17 protein-coding genes and 3 pseudogenes are annotated in these 17,681 nt (G+C 45.6%); 14 read left to right on the top strand and 6 right to left on the bottom strand.

Going from position 1 to position 17,681, the window contains the following annotated elements; genetic code table 11:
* Window positions 1-62 precede the first annotated feature (62 nt).
* The 5 genes and pseudogenes from ACESLK_RS19235 to ACESLK_RS19215 all read right to left on the bottom strand — a co-directional run bounded on the left by ACESLK_RS19235 (window position 63) and on the right by ACESLK_RS19215 (window position 4,640).
* Window positions 63-1,079 carry a FecCD family ABC transporter permease gene (locus ACESLK_RS19235; protein ID WP_373231324.1) on the bottom strand — a complete coding sequence of 339 codons (1,017 nt, stop codon included), beginning with the start codon at window positions 1,077-1,079 and terminating at the stop codon, window positions 63-65.
* On the bottom strand, window positions 1,076-2,086 hold the full coding sequence (locus ACESLK_RS19230) for a FecCD family ABC transporter permease (RefSeq protein ID WP_373231323.1): 1,011 nt from the start codon (window positions 2,084-2,086) through the stop codon (window positions 1,076-1,078). The genes ACESLK_RS19235 and ACESLK_RS19230 overlap by 4 nt, the downstream gene beginning before the upstream one ends.
* Complete coding sequence (locus ACESLK_RS19225; protein WP_373231380.1) at window positions 2,086-2,955, bottom strand: iron-hydroxamate ABC transporter substrate-binding protein; 870 nt, start codon at window positions 2,953-2,955, stop codon at window positions 2,086-2,088. The genes ACESLK_RS19230 and ACESLK_RS19225 overlap by 1 nt, the downstream gene beginning before the upstream one ends.
* A gap of 57 nt (window positions 2,956-3,012) precedes the next feature.
* Window positions 3,013-3,846 (bottom strand): annotated as a pseudogene (locus ACESLK_RS19220) (iron-hydroxamate ABC transporter substrate-binding protein); the annotation flags it as partial.
* Window positions 3,797-4,640, bottom strand: a pseudogene (locus tag ACESLK_RS19215) (ABC transporter ATP-binding protein). The pseudogenes ACESLK_RS19220 and ACESLK_RS19215, both read right to left, overlap by 50 nt.
* Before the next feature lie 482 nt (window positions 4,641-5,122).
* On the opposite strand from ACESLK_RS19215, the gene ACESLK_RS19210 reads away from it, so the two are divergent.
* The 14 genes and pseudogenes from ACESLK_RS19210 (at window position 5,123) to ACESLK_RS19145 (ending at window position 16,179) form a co-directional block, all read left to right on the top strand.
* Window positions 5,123-5,674, top strand: a complete 552-nt coding sequence (locus ACESLK_RS19210; protein WP_373231322.1) for a nicotianamine synthase family protein — start codon at window positions 5,123-5,125, stop codon at window positions 5,672-5,674.
* Window positions 5,675-5,844: 170 nt separating this feature from the next.
* Window positions 5,845-6,657 carry a hypothetical protein gene (locus ACESLK_RS19205; RefSeq protein ID WP_373231321.1) on the top strand — a complete coding sequence of 271 codons (813 nt, stop codon included), beginning with the start codon at window positions 5,845-5,847 and terminating at the stop codon, window positions 6,655-6,657.
* Window positions 6,657-7,052, top strand: coding sequence for a hypothetical protein (locus tag ACESLK_RS19200; RefSeq protein ID WP_373231320.1), 396 nt, complete (start codon window positions 6,657-6,659; stop codon window positions 7,050-7,052). Before ACESLK_RS19205 ends, ACESLK_RS19200 begins: the two co-directional genes overlap by 1 nt.
* Window positions 7,013-7,642: pseudogene (locus ACESLK_RS19195) on the top strand (lyase family protein); the annotation flags it as partial. The gene ACESLK_RS19200 and the pseudogene ACESLK_RS19195, both read left to right, overlap by 40 nt.
* A 61-nt stretch (window positions 7,643-7,703) precedes the next feature.
* A complete protein-coding gene (locus tag ACESLK_RS19190; protein ID WP_373231319.1) occupies window positions 7,704-8,183 on the top strand; it encodes a flavodoxin in 480 nt (159 codons plus the stop codon).
* The gene (locus ACESLK_RS19185) at window positions 8,167-8,343 is read left to right on the top strand and encodes a hypothetical protein (protein WP_373231318.1); all 177 of its coding nucleotides are present in this window, start codon (window positions 8,167-8,169) and stop codon (window positions 8,341-8,343) included. The genes ACESLK_RS19190 and ACESLK_RS19185 overlap by 17 nt, the downstream gene beginning before the upstream one ends.
* Window positions 8,344-8,488: 145 nt before the next feature.
* Window positions 8,489-10,066, top strand: coding sequence for an AraC family transcriptional regulator (locus ACESLK_RS19180; protein WP_373231317.1), 1,578 nt, complete (start codon window positions 8,489-8,491; stop codon window positions 10,064-10,066).
* Between the two features lie 129 nt (window positions 10,067-10,195).
* Window positions 10,196-10,765: a nitroreductase family protein gene (locus tag ACESLK_RS19175; RefSeq protein WP_373231316.1), complete on the top strand. Its 570-nt coding sequence runs from the start codon at window positions 10,196-10,198 to the stop codon at window positions 10,763-10,765.
* A gap of 32 nt (window positions 10,766-10,797) precedes the next feature.
* Window positions 10,798-11,844, top strand: a complete 1,047-nt coding sequence (locus ACESLK_RS19170; protein WP_373231315.1) for an ABC transporter substrate-binding protein — start codon at window positions 10,798-10,800, stop codon at window positions 11,842-11,844.
* A gap of 11 nt (window positions 11,845-11,855) precedes the next feature.
* Window positions 11,856-12,092 carry a hypothetical protein gene (locus ACESLK_RS19165; protein WP_373231314.1) on the top strand — a complete coding sequence of 79 codons (237 nt, stop codon included), beginning with the start codon at window positions 11,856-11,858 and terminating at the stop codon, window positions 12,090-12,092.
* 221 nt (window positions 12,093-12,313) lie between these two features.
* Window positions 12,314-12,466: a hypothetical protein gene (locus ACESLK_RS19160; protein WP_373231313.1), complete on the top strand. Its 153-nt coding sequence runs from the start codon at window positions 12,314-12,316 to the stop codon at window positions 12,464-12,466.
* Between the two features lie 164 nt (window positions 12,467-12,630).
* Window positions 12,631-14,235, top strand: coding sequence for a helix-turn-helix domain-containing protein (locus tag ACESLK_RS19155; RefSeq protein ID WP_373231312.1), 1,605 nt, complete (start codon window positions 12,631-12,633; stop codon window positions 14,233-14,235).
* A gap of 108 nt (window positions 14,236-14,343) precedes the next feature.
* On the top strand, window positions 14,344-15,348 hold the full coding sequence (locus ACESLK_RS19150; protein ID WP_373231311.1) for an ABC transporter substrate-binding protein: 1,005 nt from the start codon (window positions 14,344-14,346) through the stop codon (window positions 15,346-15,348).
* 15 nt (window positions 15,349-15,363) lie between these two features.
* Window positions 15,364-16,179, top strand: coding sequence for an IucA/IucC family C-terminal-domain containing protein (locus ACESLK_RS19145; protein WP_373231310.1), 816 nt, complete (start codon window positions 15,364-15,366; stop codon window positions 16,177-16,179).
* Window positions 16,180-16,229: 50 nt separating this feature from the next.
* Here ACESLK_RS19145 and ACESLK_RS19140 read toward each other — a convergent pair whose 3' ends face one another.
* On the bottom strand, window positions 16,230-17,255 hold the full coding sequence (locus ACESLK_RS19140) for an ABC transporter substrate-binding protein (RefSeq protein ID WP_373231308.1): 1,026 nt from the start codon (window positions 17,253-17,255) through the stop codon (window positions 16,230-16,232).
* Window positions 17,256-17,681: the final 426 nt, after the last annotated feature.

Here is a 17,681-nt window from a genome sequence, read left to right as displayed (position 1 = left end):
TGCTTCTGGTCTTTCCTTTTTTGATGCGGGTTGCGGGGATGTTTTGGTTTTTCAGGAGGGTTTTATGTGGTCGATTTCCTCAACAATAAAAAAATAAAATATGGCGCACCGATTAATGCGACCATAATACCTGCGGGAATACCATCGGGATCAACTAGATTGCGTCCGATGGTGTCCGCAAGCATTAATAAAAATCCGCCAATGAGAATGGCGACGGGAATAAACAGTTGATTTCTAGGACCTACTAACCCTTTTGCGATATGTGGAGCTATTAATCCGATAAATGCAATTCCCCCTATGACAGATACGGCAGATGCTGCCAGCGCAACAGCGGTGACCAGCAATACTATACGTTCTTTTTCAACCGATACGCCAGCGCCGATGGCCACAGGTTCGCTTAATCCAAGAAGATTCAAGCGATTTGCTTTGTATAAAGTAAATGGAACCAGAATGGCGAGCCATGGAATAATCGCCCAAATATAAGGCCAGTCCGAACCCCAAATATTCCCTGCCAGCCATTTGGCGATAAAATCCACTTTCCAATAATCCACGGCTGAAATCAGCACAATCATCATCCCGGAAAGCGCCAAGGAGAAACCGACCCCAATGAGCACCAACTTTACAGGCTGAAGGCCGGAAATACGGTTATAAGAGAATATATAGATGAGGCAAGCCGTTATCAAAGCACCGACAAAAGCGGCAAGCGGAAGCAAATATACGAACGATCCTGCGTCAATGGGGAAAAACAGGAATAATATCGTGACGGCCACACCCGCTCCAGAGTTGATGCCTATAATGCCTGGATCCGCTAAATCGTTTTTCGTTATTCCTTGCAGAATCGCGCCGGATAAAGCAAGCGCCATGCCTGCGAGCAGGCAAATAATCATTCGCGGCAATCGTATGGAATAGAGAACAAAATCCTCTTTAAACGTACCATGGCCCAGCAGGGTTGGAATCAGCCTGTCATAAGAGAGAGAGGAGTGTCCCAAGCCCGCTCCGATGACGAACGTTATCATTATAAGAGCTAACAAAGCGCACAGGATCAATTGCTGTTTTCTTCTGATCACTGGATGAATCATGACCATGCATGGCCTCCTTTACGTACGATCCACACGAAGAAAGGCAAGCCCATCATGGCCGCAATCGCCACCACAGGTGTTTCAAACGGGGAATTGATAGTCCGTCCAAGCGTATCGGCAAGCAGCATCAAAGTAGCTCCTACGATCGCAGACAAAGGCAGGATAAAACGGTAATCCGTACCGACGACTGCACGAACCAGATGAGGAATGATCAGACCGATGAAAGCCATATTCCCGATAAGTGCTACAGACGCGCCGGCTAGCATAATGATGACCACAAATAAAATCGCTTTGATTTGATTTATCCTTTGGCCTAATCCGACTGCAACTTCTTCACTTAAACTCAGGACGGTTAGCTGTCTAGAAAGAAACAGAGAAATAAGAATGCCTAATATAATAAATGGAACAATGACTTGAAGTTGTCCCCACGTTGTACCTATCAATCCGCCCGCGGTCCACATGGAGACATCCTTGGAGATTTTAAAGTAAATACTGATTCCTTCCGCGATCGCATACAGGAATGCCGAAATAGCAGCACCTGCTAATACAATTCGAAGAGGAGAAAATCCGCCCTTCTTCACAGCTCCGATTCCGAATACCAGAGCTGCTCCTGCAGCCGCTCCCAAAAAGCAGGAAAGCATAATCCCGAAATAATTCGCTGCCGGAATAAAGGCGATCATAACGGCCAGTGCCGCATTCGCACCTGCGGTTAATCCCAGCAGTCCCGGATCGGCCAGAGGGTTTCTCGTTAACCCTTGCATGATTGCTCCGGAAACTGCTAGTGCTGCTCCAACGAAAATCGCCGCAATTTCACGAGGCAAACGAATCTCACGGATAATCGAAATATTATCATCTGAAGCATTAGAAAAAAGCGCAAACCAAATATCTTTGACAGAAATATTAGCTGCTCCAAATACCATCGCAACAATAAACATACCAATAAACAGAACAATTGCTGCAATCAGTTTATATACAAATAGGGTGGAAGGTTGAATTTTTTGGGTCATTAGTTGCCAAGAAAACCTTTCTCGAAAATTTCAATTAAATGATCCAGTGTGATTGGATCACTGTAAGTGGATGCTTTCGAATCTATTTCAATTACACGATTGTTTTTAACGGCGGGAATGTTTTTCCACGTATCGGTTTCCATGAATGATAAATCACCGTCCGAATATTTGCTGAGGACAATATAATCTCCGGCAAACTCGGGAACAACTTCTAGCGATAGTGTATGGTAGCCTGGTCCCAGTGCCTTTTCTTTCACGATTTCAGGCATTTTCAATCCCATGGCTTGATACAATATTTCGGTTCCGCGTGCCCAGTTATTGCCGAATACATAAAGCTGCTTATCATCGTTTTCGATTACAGAAACGGTCGTATTCTCGCCTATTTTTGCGCGTATTATTTCTCCTGCGGCTTGTGCGCGTTTTTTGAAGTCCTCGGCCCATTCTCTTGCTTCCTTTTCTTTGTTCAGGAGCTTGCCGATTTCAATATGTTGCGTTAAATAATCTAATTTCCCCCATGTATATACGACAGTAGGCGCAATTTCTTTTAATTTATCGATATTTTTCATATAGGGTGCCGCAATGATCAAGTCCGGCTCCAGCTCAATAATTTTCTCCAAGCTCTCATCCGAAACGACTTCAACGTCCTTTAATTCCTCTGAGAAAAGGGGATTCATACTCGTCCATTGATCGACTCCAACGATATTTCCACCTAAAGCAAACACATTAGGAGCGCTGGAGAGATCAACGATCCGCTCTGGGTTTGTAGGAACTTCGACGGGGCCGGTTTCGGATTGATAGGTAAACGTTTTGGGTTGATTGCCACCCGTATTCGCCGACTCGCCAAGAAACGCTGCTTTAAAAAATTCCAGTTGATATTCTAACGTTAATGGATCATTAAAGTAGAATTCTTTCGCGTTGGCTTCAAAAACTCGTTGATTTTTGACAGCCGGAATGTTGTTGTACGTATCCGTTTCTAAGAAAGAAAGGCCTGGGTCTTCATCGTATTTGCTAAAGATGAGATAGTCTCCGACATATTCGGGAAGCACTTCGGCCGATAATGCATAGAAACCTGGTTCTAAAGCCATTTCTTTTACTTTCTCGGGCATTCCCAATTTCATTTCCTGATAAAGAATTTCTCCGCCGCGTCCCCAGTTATTGCCGAATACATAAAGCTGTTTGTCAAAGTTTTCAAAGATCGTAACCGTGGCGTTTGCTCCGATTTTTGCTCTAATTTCTTCTCCGGCCGTTTGTGCGCGTTTTCTGAAATCATCGATCCACGCCTGTGTTTCTTTTTCCTTGTTCAAAAGCTTTCCGATTTCCAATTGTTGTGTCATGTAATCCAATTTACCATATGTGAACGTTACGGTCGGAGCAATTTCCTTAAATTTGTCATAGTTCTTAATCGTCGATAGCCCAATGATTAAATCCGGTTTCAGCTCAATGATTTGCTCCAGGCTTTCTTCGGTAATTTCTTGAACTCCTTTTAATTTCTCTTGAAAACGCGGGTTGTTCATGGCCCATTTGTCGACACCGACCATAGGAACATCCAAAGAGAGCACGTTCCCTGCGAATGTAGAAGTAAGCAACACGACGCGCTGCGGGTTTGCAGGAACTTCTATAGGTCCATTTTCGGATTGGTATGTAATCGTTCCTGTTTTCTCTTCTGCAGCTGTGCCGTTCTCTGCATTTTTAGATTGGCTGCCACAAGCGCTAAGAACTAGCAAGAGCAAAAGTACGAAGGGGATCCAAAGCTTTTTCATTTGTTAACTCTCCTAATAATAAATTGTATGTGATGCACATCGGTTTATTTGTTCGAGGATCTCGGCCGATTTCAGCATCAATATGAAAAACGGTTTTGAGCACGTCACGTTTAATTACTTCTTCGCAATCTCCGCTCTTCACGATCTCTCCGTCTTTCAAAGCGATAATATAGTCGGCAAACCGGGCAGCCTGGTTTACATCATGAAGGACCATAACAATCGTTCGTTCCTGTTGTGCATTCAGTTGTTGCAATAGTTCAAGGACTTCCAGCTGATGCGCCATATCTAAATAGGTTGTCGGTTCGTCAAGGAAAATCATTTCCGTTTCCTGCGCAAGAGCCATCGCGCCAAACACGTTGGCGTTGCCCTCCCGACAGCGCATCTACGGGACGGAATTTGAATTCTTTAGTACCCGTCACTTCAAGCGCCCAGTCAATGACTTCATAATCCTTTTTCGTTAAGCGTCCGAAGCCTTGTTGATAGGGGAAGCGGCCATAGGATACCAGCTCGCCGACTGTTAATCCGCTGGCGCTTTCCGGCGATTGCGGGAGGATCGCCATTTTTTTGGCGAGTGTCTTTGTGTGTTCTTTGGAGATACTTTTGCCATCCAGGATGATAGCTCCAGATTGATGCGCAATAATGCGGGTCATCGCTTTCAACAGTGTAGATTTCCCGCAGCCATTAGGGCCAATAATCGTTGTGATTTTTTTATCCGGAATTTCCACACTGAGATCTTTTACAATGAAGTGTTCACCATAGCTAATGCTTAGGGCATTTGTATGTAGACGAACCATTATTTCACCTCCATTAGTTGATATTAAGTTGCGAAAAATTAATGATAATGATTATCAATATCACCTTTCACTATAATTTTTTCGATTTATATTGTCAACAGCTATTTTCTGTTGGATTTTCATACTTACATAACAACGATCGGCTGATCATAATCTTAAAAAGTGCTGGATCTACTTGCCAGACTGTAGCTGCAGACTGAAACGGAGGGAATTCATGTGAAGAACAAGTATTCCTTTTTACTCTCATTAAAATCGCTCGAATATGAGATTAAAGAATTATCCTTTTATTCGAAGGTATGTTGTGATTGTTTTGAACTGCTCCAAAGTAAATTGGATCATCTTTGCAAGTTTATGATCAGCGATGAAAATGAAAAACTATGGCACATATGGGGAAATCACGAGGAAATAAAGTACATAGCGAACAATTAAGGGGAACATCCTCTCAAGCATTATGCGATGTTGAGAAGTATCAGTCGATTTCTATGTTAAACAAGAAGTTGAATATCAGCGACTATATTTCCATCCTATCGAACTCCGTCAAAGAGGAACTAGTGCAGTTTCATATAGACAAACATTCAAAGGTTCTTTTCATCGGGTCAGGAGCCTTCCCGTTATCGGCTTTGACGATTGCGAAAGAAGCAGGCGCGGACGTGCTCTGTCTGGATGTTGATGTTGAAGCTGTTGACCTTGGAAGAAAAGTAGTTGAGAAATCCGGTCTTGGATCTAAAGTTCAATTCTCCAGCACCAGTGTGAAGGGATTATCTATTGTCAACGAGATGACACATGTCTTAATTGCTTCGCTTGTAAGCAACAAGCTTGAGATTGTCAATGACTTGGAAAACAGGATAAACGACAATGCAAGTATGATCATAAGATACGGGAACGGACTGAAGTCTATTTTTAATTGTCCTCTTCAGGAAGATTTATCGGCAGAATGGAACGAGACCCGAATCAATCGAAGCAAAAGTATATACGATACCGTCATCTTGCAGCCCAAGACGACAAGGACAATAGAGGTAAAACAGTTAAACTAACGTGTTCTTCTCCAAAATCGGCAATAGAAACGGTCAGGACTATGTTCTCGGCAAAAGGAGTATTGAGCCAAGAACATCGTCTTTTTTATTTTCCAAAGTTGACAATGATAATCATTATCATTTAGTATGATAAGCGTAATGTTCAAAATAATCTTAAAGGATGTTGCAGTATGGTTACTCCATTTATGCTTGTATCTGATGAAACCGATTGTCCGTCGCCAGATGTTTTATCAGTCAGCGCCAGCAAAGATGGGATGTTCGCTGCTGCGTTCGGTAAAGGTATATTCCGTAAACACCATGACGGTAATTGGTCGCAAGCAGATCGCGGGCTTCCGGACGGAGTCGTTGTAAACCGGCTTCAGGTGATTGACGGGTCGGTCTACGTCTGCTCGAACAAAGGTTTATTTTACCATGAAGCGAATTGTTGGTACCCAACGGATATAACAATTCCATGCTATCAAGTCGTGAAACAAGGCGTATTTTTCGCTGCAGCTACAGAGTACGGATTATGGTGCAAAATCGGGACACGTTGGGAGAATGTAGCTTATCCAAACACGGCCATTTATGACCTGCTTCTTACACCTCAGTTTTACATACTCGGTTCTAGACAGGGAATATCTCTCTATGACCGTTATACCGATTCAGGGGCGGAATTCCCAATCGGAATTGCAATCACAAGCTTGGCGGTGTATCACGGCCACTTGCTCGGTGTGACCAAGGAAGGAGAACTAGTTCAAGGGGATAAAAAAGGCGGATTCACTAAAATCGGCTTCGAGGGCTTGGCCATTTACTCGCTTAAGTCAACGGAAACCGGCGTATACGTTTGCACCAGTCGGGGATTGTACCTGCTTCAGAAGATGGGGTCTCGATTGATATTGCGATCCATACTCACCGGATTTCCGGTAACCGATATGAATGGTTCCGGAGACTGTATGTATGTAGCTACCTTAAATTGGGGAATTAAAAAGGTTGTGTTTCAGTAATGCATTCAGAAACTCTTGTGCCCGGCATCGCCGATTATCAGCTAGAGGAATATTTGAGATGTCCGCATAAATATTACAACAAGTACATACTCCGCCAAAGCACGGATCATCTGAATTGGAGACAGCTCGTTCAATATGCGGTGAATCATGCAATCCATGAATACTATTCGCTCCCGGTGGAGAGTCGTACTCCGCGGATAGTAGTTGAGTTCGTTGACCGGTATTGGACGAATAAAGTTCGCCGATTTGAATCCAATCATCATTTTCATCGGGTAAAATCAATCGTTACGCAAAATTTGCTTCTTGAACTGTCCCCAAGCAACGTCCTCGTTCCGCCGCCCATGCTGTTCGAGAAAAATCTTTTGTCTCCGCGTCGAATAAGTTCCATGCTTTAACCAGCCATGACGAACTGGTTTATGTTCATGGGGCTTTAAAGGCGCTTGCAGCCGATCTGACGAAAATCGCTAATGATGTCAGATGGCTTGCAAGCGGCCCACGTTCCGGGATCGGCGAAATCACGATTCTGGAAAGCGGGCCGGGAAGCTCCATCATGCCGGGCAAAGTAAATCCTACGCAAAGTGAAGCGTTAACGATGATCGCTTGTCAGGTAATGGGAAACGATGCAACGATCGGTTTTGCCGCCAGCCAGGGGAATTTTCAGCTAAATGTATTCAAACCCGTCATCATTTACAATTTTCTTCAATCGACAAGACTGCTTGCCGATGGGATGATTTCCTTCAACGATCATTGTGCGGTCGGTATTGAACCGAATAATGTAGTGATCAAGCGAAATGTCGAGAGATCGCTTATGCTTGTCACGGCGTTGAACCCTCATATCGGCTATGATAATGCGGCAGCGATTGCGAAATTGGCCCATCAAGATGGCTTAACGCTAAAAGAAGCGGCATTGAAAATAAACTTGCTGACGGAACAACAATTTGATGCGATTGTCCAGCTCGACAGAATGATTTATCCCAGAGAATAAGCGCGGGAAAATCCTGGTTGATACGGAATTTACAGAACAATATTGAAGAGGAGGTTTACCGATGGCAAACATCATTATGATCTTTGCAAGCATGACGGGGAATACGGAGGAAATGGCAGAAGCGATTGCCGAAGGTATTCGAGAAGAAGGCGGTGAACTGGTTAGCAAATCAGTTATGGACGCCAATGCCTTTGAGTTGCAAAAATACGACGGTATCCTGTTAGGCGCCTATACTTGGGGAGACGGAGATTTGCCCGATGAGTTTTTGGATTTCTACGACGAAATGGACGATCTTCAGTTGGCGGGGAAACAAGCGGCGGTATTCGGCTCCTGCGACTCCAATTATTCCGAATATGGCGCGGCGGTGGATACCCTGATCGATAAGCTGAAGCAGTTGGGAGCGGAGATCATTGTTCCAGGGTTGAAATTCGAATTGGCGCCGAATTCGCAGGAAAAAGAAGAGTGCAAACAGTTCGGCAAACAGTTTGTCCGGCATCTCGCTCAGCGCAAGGAGGACAATACCAATGGGACTATTGTATAAAATCTATCAATCTATTCAAGAGCAAGATGAGAACACAGTGGAGTTAATGGATAGTCTTGATGAGAAGGATGGGGACAAATCGTCGGAACATCCTAAATCTTTGATCGAACTTTTAACTCGACCCATAGGCAGAAGGTTGCCGGAGAGCAAAACGGATTAGGAGGATCGTTCACGAGAGAGTTGAAGAGGCAATCCGAACAAAAGTGACGGTTTGCTTCTTTGTTTTTTTCCTAAGCATGCTGAATTAAGACGAAAGCAATTTCTCGGGATTATTGCAAATGAATGGAGTACTCGGAGGGTTTTCTATGAAGGATAAAACGATTCCATCAACCGGTCGCTGTTTGTTCGATTTGCTCGACATCGATCAGATTACGCTGGAAGGCGCCTGGAAACCGCTATTCGTTTCAACCTATATGTTGCTTTTTGTTGGAAGCGGCCGGGGGATGCTGTTCATTGACGGTATGACACACTCCCTTGATCAAAACAAGTGCTTTCTGCTGCACCCCGGTATGCTGATTGAGGCGGAGAGCAGAGACGATCTGCCGATCCAACTCTATCAAATCCGCTTTGAGCAGATCGACAGGGATGAAACTCATGAAGCTGTGACCTTAAAAGGCGAGCTTGCCATCGATCAACCGGCCAAACTGCTAAACCTTATCGAAAACCTTTACAAGCACTGGAAAGAAGGCAAGGATCACATTTTACAAAAACTCAGGCTACAGATCGTTTTTTATGAATTGTTGTTTTTTCTGTATCAACAGAGCTGCAATGAAGAACAAGAGACAAAAGACACGAAGAGCAGGATTCGCCGGGCCGTTGACTATATCCATTTGCATTACCATAAGGACATGTCCAGGGATAAATTGGCCGGCATCGCGGATTTGAGCCCGGGTTATTTCGCGCAAGCCTTCAAGAGAGAAACGGGAATGAGTCCGATCGACTACCTGAACGATATTCGCATCGAAAAGGCGAAAGAGCTGCTGGTTGCGACGAGCGACAAATTACAAGGAGTTGCTGAAAGCGTCGGATACAAAGACCCGTTTTATTTCAGCCGGATGTTCAAGAAGACGGTCGGCCTGTCTCCTACTGTTTATATTAAAAAGAACCGAATCAGGATCGCTAATCTTGTAGGCCACTTTAACGGCCATTTCCGTGCCTTGTATTCAACGCCTTTCGTTTCAATGAAATATGATTATCAATTCCACATTGAGGGCAAGCAAGTGTCCTGCAGCCCGGAGCAAGGTATGCAAGCCGTTATTCAATCCCTAATGGATACAAAGGTTGATCTCATCATTTGCGCAGATGAAGATGAGGAACAGTTGGAACGGTTTAGGAAAGTTGCTCCTACGATTGTGATTCCCTGGATGGGCAATGATTGGAGGGCGCATTTTATGCAAATTGCCGAAATAATCGGCAAAGAAAAGACGGCCAAAGCTTGGCTTGCCCGCTATGATGAGAAAGCGGAACAAGCATCGATCAAAGTAAAGGAAAGGGTAAATCCCGATGAGAAGGTCATGATCGTAAGGATTTACGATCATGAATATAGCATTTATGCCAGAAGGAACATAGGGAATGTCATCTATAACGATCTGAAATTAAAACCGGTGGAGGCGGTGAACGAAATTCCGCGAAATGCGAATCAAATACTTGTGACAACTGCTCAATTGGCAGATTGTAGGCCGGATCGTTTGTTCATCGTGACGGAAACAAGCGAACGTTCGCACCCGTTATTAGAGGCATTGACACGCAGCAAGGAGTGGAACCATATACCGGCTGTGAGGAAAAAACAACTTCATTATATCAATGCAGATCCTTGGCTGGAGTATTCTGCTTCGGCTCAAGAACTGTTGCTGGAGCAGGCGGTAAGGATGCTTTGCAATTGAGAATGAGATAACAAATAATCCATGGAATAAATTCGAATCCTCCATGTTCATCGACCAGATAATCACCTATAATTCCATTTGAGTGAGAAGAATAATCATTATCAAAGGGGAGGTTGCGATTTTTCGTCAATGAAAACAACAGGAATTGCAAGCACGATCCGGGAACGGAGGACGATCCGGGATTTAAATGGGGAGCCGATGAGCCTGGAGACGGTAAACGAGCTGCTGGGCGACGCGGTGTGGGCGCCTTTCCATTCCGCAAAGGAGCCTTGGCGGTTTATTTTGTTCATGGGAGAAGGGCGAATAACGTTTGCCGAGGCCGTCTTGCAGACGTATTCCAAGGAAGAGCTCGATCAGTGGGGCGAAAGGATGAGGCAATATTACGTCCATCTCGCGCAGGCTCATCTGGTGGTCGTGATTGAAGCCGATCCGCTTCAAAAGCAGTTCGAGGATGCGTTCTCGGCGGCAGCGGCGTTGATTCAAAATCTGCAGCTCTTGGCCTGGGAGCGGAAAATCGGCGTCGTCTGGAAGACGAACTACTACAATTGGGATCCGAAGTTTCTTCAAGTGGCCGGGGTGAAACCGGGAGAGAGAGTTGTCGGCACTTTGCATCTTGGTTATTTCGATGAAGACAAGGTTCCTCGGCCGAAGAAGCGGACGCCGGCAGGCGAGCGGTTGACTGTCTTTCAAGAATATTAAAAATAAAGGATTACAAATACGGAGGGTTCATCATGCTGTTTCGATCACGTAATGTTGCATTTATTTTGACTTTATTCTTATTTATTCTCGCTGCTTGCGGCAGCAATGGGAGCTCGTCATCGGAATCTTCATCTCCTTCGCAATCGAATGCTTCCCCAAGCGCGGCTGCCAGCGCTTCTCCAAGCCCATCGCCTGAAGCTTCTCCGGAAGTGAAAACGGTCAAAGACGTTTTGGGCGACGTTGAGATCAAAGGCGTTCCGAAACGGATCGTCGCTCTGGATTGGGTGTATGTTGAGGATGTGTTGGCGGTCGGCGTCCAGCCGGTCGGTGTCGCTGAAATTGAAAACTACAATAGATGGGTAAAGGTGAAAGTTGATCTTGGACCCGACGTGCAGGAAGTAGGTACCCGCTTTGAACCGAATCTGGAGCAAATCGCAGCTTTGAAACCGGATCTGATCATCGGTATACAGTACCGCCACGAGAAAATCGTCGATCAACTGAACGCTATTGCGCCGACGCTCATTTTCAACCCGTACTCGGAGCAAGCGGCGCAAGATCCCTATAAAGAAATGGAAGAAACGTTTTTGACGATTGCCGAGGTGTTGGACAAAAAAGACGAAGGGCAACAAGTGCTCGACAACCTGAACGAAGTTTACGCCAAAGCGAAGGAACAGTTGGCGGCTTCCAATAAAGCGGGAACGAATTATGTTCTGACGCAGGCATTTACGGTGCAAAACGCGGCCAGCTTCCGCCTGTTTACCGACAACTCGATCCCGGTCCAAATCTTGTCCAAACTCGGGATGACAAACAACTGGAAATCGGACAAGCTTGAAATGTACGGTATGTCGGAAACTACCATCGAGTCGCTTCCGAAGGTACAAGACGCCAGCTTGCTCACGATCATTCAATCGGATGACGATGTCATTGCCCTTCACATGAAGGATAATACGGTTTGGAAAAGCTTGACCTTCGTGAAGGAAAACCGCATCTTTGCCCTCGGCGGCGATACATGGCCGTTTGGCGGGCCGCTGTCCGCCGAAACGTTAACGGAGCGTATCGTCTCCGTACTTAGCAAATGAGATCGGAATTAATGAACGGCGGAACTGTCCTCAGTTCCGGCCGTTTTTCCTTTTCGGTACGTTATTGGCTGGTGTTTGGCGGTGGGCTGCTCCTGCTTGTCGCCATGCTCTTATTGAATATCACCCAGGGAATTGCCAGCGTCGACATTCGAACCGTGATCGAAGCGGTGGTTGCACCCCAGGACGTTCCTGATCATCACATCATCGCGCGTCAATTGTTTATGCCGTATCCAAACGAAGCGGCTTAAATCCCGCAGTATTGGCATTGGTCGGGCACACCCTATTATATTGCCTTGATGAGACATAGTGCGGCTCGGAAATGACGTTCGTATATTAATGAATGGCAATGGAGAAGAGGCCGGAGCGAAGCATCCGGTCTTATTGTCTGATATCCGGCCCCCCTAATTGACAATGATTCTCACTATTAATAAAATGAAACTATTATTGATGACTTACAAAGGATTTGATCATGGAGATCGTTCTGGAACATATGGAAGAAGGCGTCGTTTTATTCGAACGGAACGGAACAGCCTATTATGCCAATCAATCAGCGAAAAATATGGGGTTATATCCTAACAATAAGCTGGTTGAGCAGCAGACCGATTCGGGATGGCAACGATGAAATCACCGGAGCGATTCTGATTGTTCGCGATATCTCGTAGCAAAAAAGGACGGAACAACGGCTCGCGGTAAGCGAATTGGCTGCACGCAGCAGCCGGACGTCAGGTCACAAGAAAAAGCGTGAAATCACCCGTGTTTCGTCATGGGTAGAGAGGAGAACCATGAATGGAAAATCATAACAACGCGCTTACCGTACTGAATTCCATGCTGTTTAAGCTTGTGGATATAGAATTTATCCGTTTGGACTCGGGTTGGAAGATGAAGCGGGATTTCCCGGCATCCTATAAGCTGTTATTGATTGCCGGAGGCAAGGGTCAGGTTGATATGGACGGAGTCCGCTATCGGGTAAGCAGGAGCCAATGCTTCCTAGCCGTATGCACACCGACAGCAGTCGTGTATGCCGAACCCGATACCGATCAGCAACTGCAATGTTATCAAATCGACTTTGATGTAATTGCTACTTTGCGACAGCCGAGGGCACATCATCGAAGCCATGAAGACCGCCTTCCGTTTCCTTACCAAATGGACCTTTACACCGGTTCTCATCTTGCTTTGCTCCAACTGGCGGAAACCCTGTATATGAACCGTTATCATGAAGAAGAACTGGATATATTTAAAAATGATATTACGTTCCGCGAGCTTCTTTACCGAATTTTGAGTAGTGGGAACAGTGTGCAGAGGAAAGCGGACACCAGGAAGGCAATCGATCGCACAATCGAATTTATGGCACAAACCTATCCTAAAGACACGATCACACTTGCCAGGTTGGCCGACATCGCCGGACTCAGCCCGGCGTACTATTCCTATCTGTTTAAGAGAGAAGTGGGCAAAAGTCCTATCGAATACTTGACCGATCTGCGAATCAAACGTGCTAAAGAACTGGTTTTTCATCCGAACGAACAGTTGAAAAGGGTCGCCATGAGTATCGGTTTCAAAGATGAGCATTATTTCAGCCGGAGGTTCAAACAAAGGGTTGGCCTTTCACCAATGGCTTTCATAAAGCGCGGTCTCGACAAGATCGTTTCTTTGTCCTGTCCGTACACGAATCATTTGCGCGCGCTCAGTACAGTTCCTTATGTGTCTGATTTGGATGAAGTTGAACTTGAAGCATCCTACACGAAGGAACTGCTGGCGGCAAAACCGGATGCGATCATCTGCCATGATTTGCTTGATGAGAAGGCAAGGGAACAGCTTAAAAAAATTGCCCCGACCATCGTCATTCCCTGGATGAGCATGGATTGGCAAGAACAATTCCGAATGATATCCAGAATACTGGGAAAAGAGAAGGATTCGGAAGATTGGATGATCAAGCATGAAGAGAAAGTGGAACGGGCGAGAGGCAAAATAAAAGAGAACATCGTTGCAGAAGAGACGGTGGCGATTTATCGGGTCTATCAACGGGAGCTTAGCGTTTTTGGTGCGCGCAATATCGGTCATGTGTTTTATCGTTCTCTGAAGTTGAACCCGCCACTATCCGTGAAAAAAGAAATGGAAACGGGTAAAATGGGCACTATTTTTAATTCGTCGCTTATTTCATTAGAAACACTTGCCGAGCATGCTGCAGATAGGATATTGATTATGGTCTATGACGATGCAGTTTCGAAAGAACATTTTGACGGAATCCGTAAGACTCCTTTATGGAGGGATTTGCGCGCCGTCAGGAACAATCAAGTGCACTTTATCCGCAATGAACTTTGGGGGATGTACGATCCACTCTCGATTGACGCTCAGCTAGATGAAGCCGTAAAGCTCCTGACACAATCATCGTAAAATAATCCACCAACAGAAATAAAAATCATCCATGGACGGCAACGAGTGAAATCGATAATATTATCAATGATAATGAGAATCGATATCATCACAAAGGGGAATGTGTCTGTGAAACAAATCAGAAGAGGGTATTTGGTATTGGCGAGTGTTTTGATATTGACAATTTTGCTAACGGCTTGCGGATCCGGAGTAGAAACACAAGCAACCGCAGCAAACGCTGAAAATCATGCGACCGAAGGGAATACTTCCCCGGAAACTGCGGCTGAACGGGTCGTGAAGCATCAATTCGGCGAAACGAAAGTGCCGGCGGATCCAAAGAAGATAGTGGTCAACTTCCCGCGTTTCGCAGAAGATCTGCTTGCGCTCGGAATCACGCCGTATGCGGTTGCGCCTGCGTGGAACGGCTTTACGCCTTACCTGGATGAGATGCTGACAAGCAAAGGGATAAAGAAGCTGGAAGGTGCGGGCCTCGCGATGAATTTGGAAGAGGTTGTGGGGGTGGAACCGGACTTGATCGTGGGTTCGTTCGATGATAAAGGATATGAGCAAATGAGTAAAATTGCCCCAACCCTTAGTTTTGAGTTTGAGGATTGGACCAAAGTTCTTCCCAAGCTTGGCGCTTTTTTCGGAAAAGAAGCCGAAGCCCAGAAGATTATGGACGAATATCATCTGAAAGCCGCTCAAGCCAAAGAAAAACTCACGCAAGCGCTTGGGAACAAAACAGTCATGTATTTCCGGATTTCAGAGAAACAATACTTCTTTTTAGGTTTTGGCGGCGAAGAGAGTACGAACCTATCACGGATCTTTTACCGCGATTTGGGTTTGAATCTCCCGGAAAAACTGAAATCCGGTGAGGACTGGATAAATGAAATGTCCGTTGAGATTTTGCCTGAAATCAATCCCGACTACATTTTCTTGGAACTGTATGAAGGGGAGGCAGCCGGTGCGGACAAAAAGCTCGAAGAATTGAAGCAGAGCGCGATTTGGAAAGGGCTGAACGCGGTCAAAAACGATCATGTTTTCGTGGTCGACGGCAATCTATGGGTTCAGTCCGACGGTCCGATCGGAAATGCCAAGGTTTTAGACGATATTGTGGCGCAATTGGTTAAGTAGAATGGGTGGTGCTTAATGCAGGCGTTGGATTTGTCGGAACTGGAAGAACGGTTTGATATCCGTGCGGAAGATCGGAATGGCGTAATCGTTTCGATCCCCGCCGAGCAATTATTAGTAAGAGAACATGCGGATCGGCTGCTGCAAGCTTATGCTCCGCTGATCCGGGCAAGGGGAGTTGAAGTTGCGGCAACGTACTTTAGCGGATGGTATGGTTCCATATGCATCGCCATGCAGTATATGGTGTCCCACTATGATCATGTGCTGGATCTTTCGCTCGCCAATGTAACCGTTCAATTGTACCCTAATGATCGGTATTATCACTTCTCGTTCAAAATCGGGGAGCCTCGTATAATGAGGTTGGATGGATATGAACGGGAGGAATGGCGAAAATCAGTTCTCGAAACCTTGTACAGAGATAACGTTAGACCGCTTATCGAAGCATTGTCTAGCTCCGCGAGCATTAATGCCGGTCAACTGTGGGGACAAATCGTAACCGAAATGTACCGCCAGGTTGATTCTTGGCTTATCGATGCTTCAGATGATTCTCTTAAAAGGCGAATAAGCAGCGATTTCCGCTTCCTGACCCACAGTTTGGATGCAGATGTGTTCGGACGCAAGAAGAATCCGTTTGACATGAAGCTCCGAACCGTGGAAAATCCATTCAAACCGGGATGTCAAACCTATATCAAAGCGGCTTGCTGTCTTGCTTACCGAACAGATGATCCGGAGGACAACGGACATAAGTATTGTTATACCTGTCCGCGGTTAAGTGTACAAGAACGGGAAGCGTATAAAGCGCTGATTGTGGATTCACAAGAACATAGGGCATGAAAAGAGAGACCAGAGCGATGCTCTGGTCTCTCTTTTCATCCAAACTTTCGCTAATTTTTTAACGCCTCAAGAATGAGTTCAAGCGATTTGCTCTTTATATGAGGGTAATCGCTAATTACCCACTGCGGCATCGTATAGACGTGGCCGTTTTTCACCGCTTTGAGATCCTTCCACAGCGATGTTTCGGATATGGAGCTCAGATTGGACAAGGCCGCTTTATCACTGTCCACGGAAGGAGCGCCGACTTCGAGAAAGATATGATCGGGATTGTAATCGGGCAGCTTTTCAAGCGATATCACCTCGAATTTTGCAATGCCCTCCAGCCCCGGTACGGGCGTCAGTTGTAGATCTTGGAATAAGGTTGCACCCAAGGTTAACGTTGTGCCGTGCAGGCGAATTTCTTTAGGCATGACGCGCAAATACATAAAGGTCTCACCGGCCTTCACATATTGTGAAATTTCCTTGCGAGTATCCACTGCTCTCTGGTCGTAATTAGCAAGCCATAACTCCGCTTCCTTTTCCCGTTGCACAATGGCGGCAACTTCGCGAAACGATTCTCGCCAGTCATCCGGAACTTTAATAATAACGGTGGGAGCGATTTTCTGTAAGTCGCTATAAATTTTCTCATCCCGCCCGATGATCAGTTCAGGTTGAGTCTCTAGCAAAGCTTCAAGATTCGTTGAATCCCCAAGCGGGATGGACTTAGCCAATGGATTGCCGTCGATGTAAGGCAGGTTTGTCTCACCCATATACGTATTCATCGCATAAGGAACTATGCCCAGCGCTAGCAAAGAGTCTGCGAGCCGGTAATCCAGCACGGCAATTTTCTGAGGAGTGCCTGTAATCGTTGTTGTTCCTGCGTCATGCTCGACGATGCGCTCCTGCGGTCGGTCAGAAGCCGATACTTGGGATGGAGTATTCGAAGGTGCGGCAGCACTTGAGTCCACCGCTTCACTATTAGTAGAACGGGAACCGCAGCCTGCGGTTAAACCAATTAGCAGCAGCGCTGCTGCCATAAGCAGGGATATACGCTGTCTGTGCCCAGACCTTTGGGAGAAAATAAAATTGAAATACATGATGACTAACCTCCAAGTGAACTAGTAATGATAATCATTATCAATGGGGATTATCATATTAATTTTTCATGAGTCTGTCAATATCCTTGTACAATTTATCTGGTGGAAGATCATTTCCACACATACACAAGAGGGTTTTTCCTATATTATTCTAAAAAGAGGGTTTGAAGGAATGAGTATAGAACATAAGATTTGAGGATTGGATATAAAATTGAAGGAACCAAGAAGAAATCAATGCTTACCGGTGGTGTAGACAAGCTAGATCAATTATGGAATTAAGGGAAATGATCATGATGAGGGTGAACCTCCCCCACTTACTTGTTAAGTTGAAGTCGGGGCTTCTTACCATCAACATCTTCCATGCACCTTTATAGAAGTGGGTTTGCCGCATCTACTCCATACACATAGGTTTGGGGTGTCATCGAA

Source organism: Cohnella sp. (genome assembly GCF_041640265.1).
In the GTDB taxonomy this organism is placed as follows: Bacteria; Bacillota; Bacilli; order Paenibacillales; family Paenibacillaceae; genus Cohnella.
Note: the sequence above shows the minus strand (reverse complement) of the source record. Positions and strands in the feature narration are given on the sequence as shown.

Excerpts from the sequence above, each read along its gene's own strand:
- ACESLK_RS19235 (WP_373231324.1), bottom strand. The coding sequence starts at position 1,079 with ATGATTCATCCAGTGATCAGAAGAAAACAGCAATTGATCCTGTGCGCT.
- ACESLK_RS19230 (WP_373231323.1), bottom strand. The coding sequence starts at position 2,086 with ATGACCCAAAAAATTCAACCTTCCACCCTATTTGTATATAAACTGATT.
- ACESLK_RS19210 (WP_373231322.1), top strand. The coding sequence starts at position 5,123 with ATGTTAAACAAGAAGTTGAATATCAGCGACTATATTTCCATCCTATCG.
- ACESLK_RS19205 (WP_373231321.1), top strand. The coding sequence starts at position 5,845 with ATGGTTACTCCATTTATGCTTGTATCTGATGAAACCGATTGTCCGTCG.
- ACESLK_RS19200 (WP_373231320.1), top strand. The coding sequence starts at position 6,657 with ATGCATTCAGAAACTCTTGTGCCCGGCATCGCCGATTATCAGCTAGAG.
- ACESLK_RS19190 (WP_373231319.1), top strand. The coding sequence starts at position 7,704 with ATGGCAAACATCATTATGATCTTTGCAAGCATGACGGGGAATACGGAG.
- ACESLK_RS19185 (WP_373231318.1), top strand. The coding sequence starts at position 8,167 with ATGGGACTATTGTATAAAATCTATCAATCTATTCAAGAGCAAGATGAG.
- ACESLK_RS19180 (WP_373231317.1), top strand. The coding sequence starts at position 8,489 with ATGAAGGATAAAACGATTCCATCAACCGGTCGCTGTTTGTTCGATTTG.
- ACESLK_RS19175 (WP_373231316.1), top strand. The coding sequence starts at position 10,196 with ATGAAAACAACAGGAATTGCAAGCACGATCCGGGAACGGAGGACGATC.
- ACESLK_RS19170 (WP_373231315.1), top strand. The coding sequence starts at position 10,798 with ATGCTGTTTCGATCACGTAATGTTGCATTTATTTTGACTTTATTCTTA.
- ACESLK_RS19165 (WP_373231314.1), top strand. The coding sequence starts at position 11,856 with ATGAACGGCGGAACTGTCCTCAGTTCCGGCCGTTTTTCCTTTTCGGTA.
- ACESLK_RS19160 (WP_373231313.1), top strand. The coding sequence starts at position 12,314 with ATGGAGATCGTTCTGGAACATATGGAAGAAGGCGTCGTTTTATTCGAA.
- ACESLK_RS19155 (WP_373231312.1), top strand. The coding sequence starts at position 12,631 with ATGGAAAATCATAACAACGCGCTTACCGTACTGAATTCCATGCTGTTT.
- ACESLK_RS19145 (WP_373231310.1), top strand. The coding sequence starts at position 15,364 with ATGCAGGCGTTGGATTTGTCGGAACTGGAAGAACGGTTTGATATCCGT.
- ACESLK_RS19140 (WP_373231308.1), bottom strand. The coding sequence starts at position 17,255 with ATGTATTTCAATTTTATTTTCTCCCAAAGGTCTGGGCACAGACAGCGT.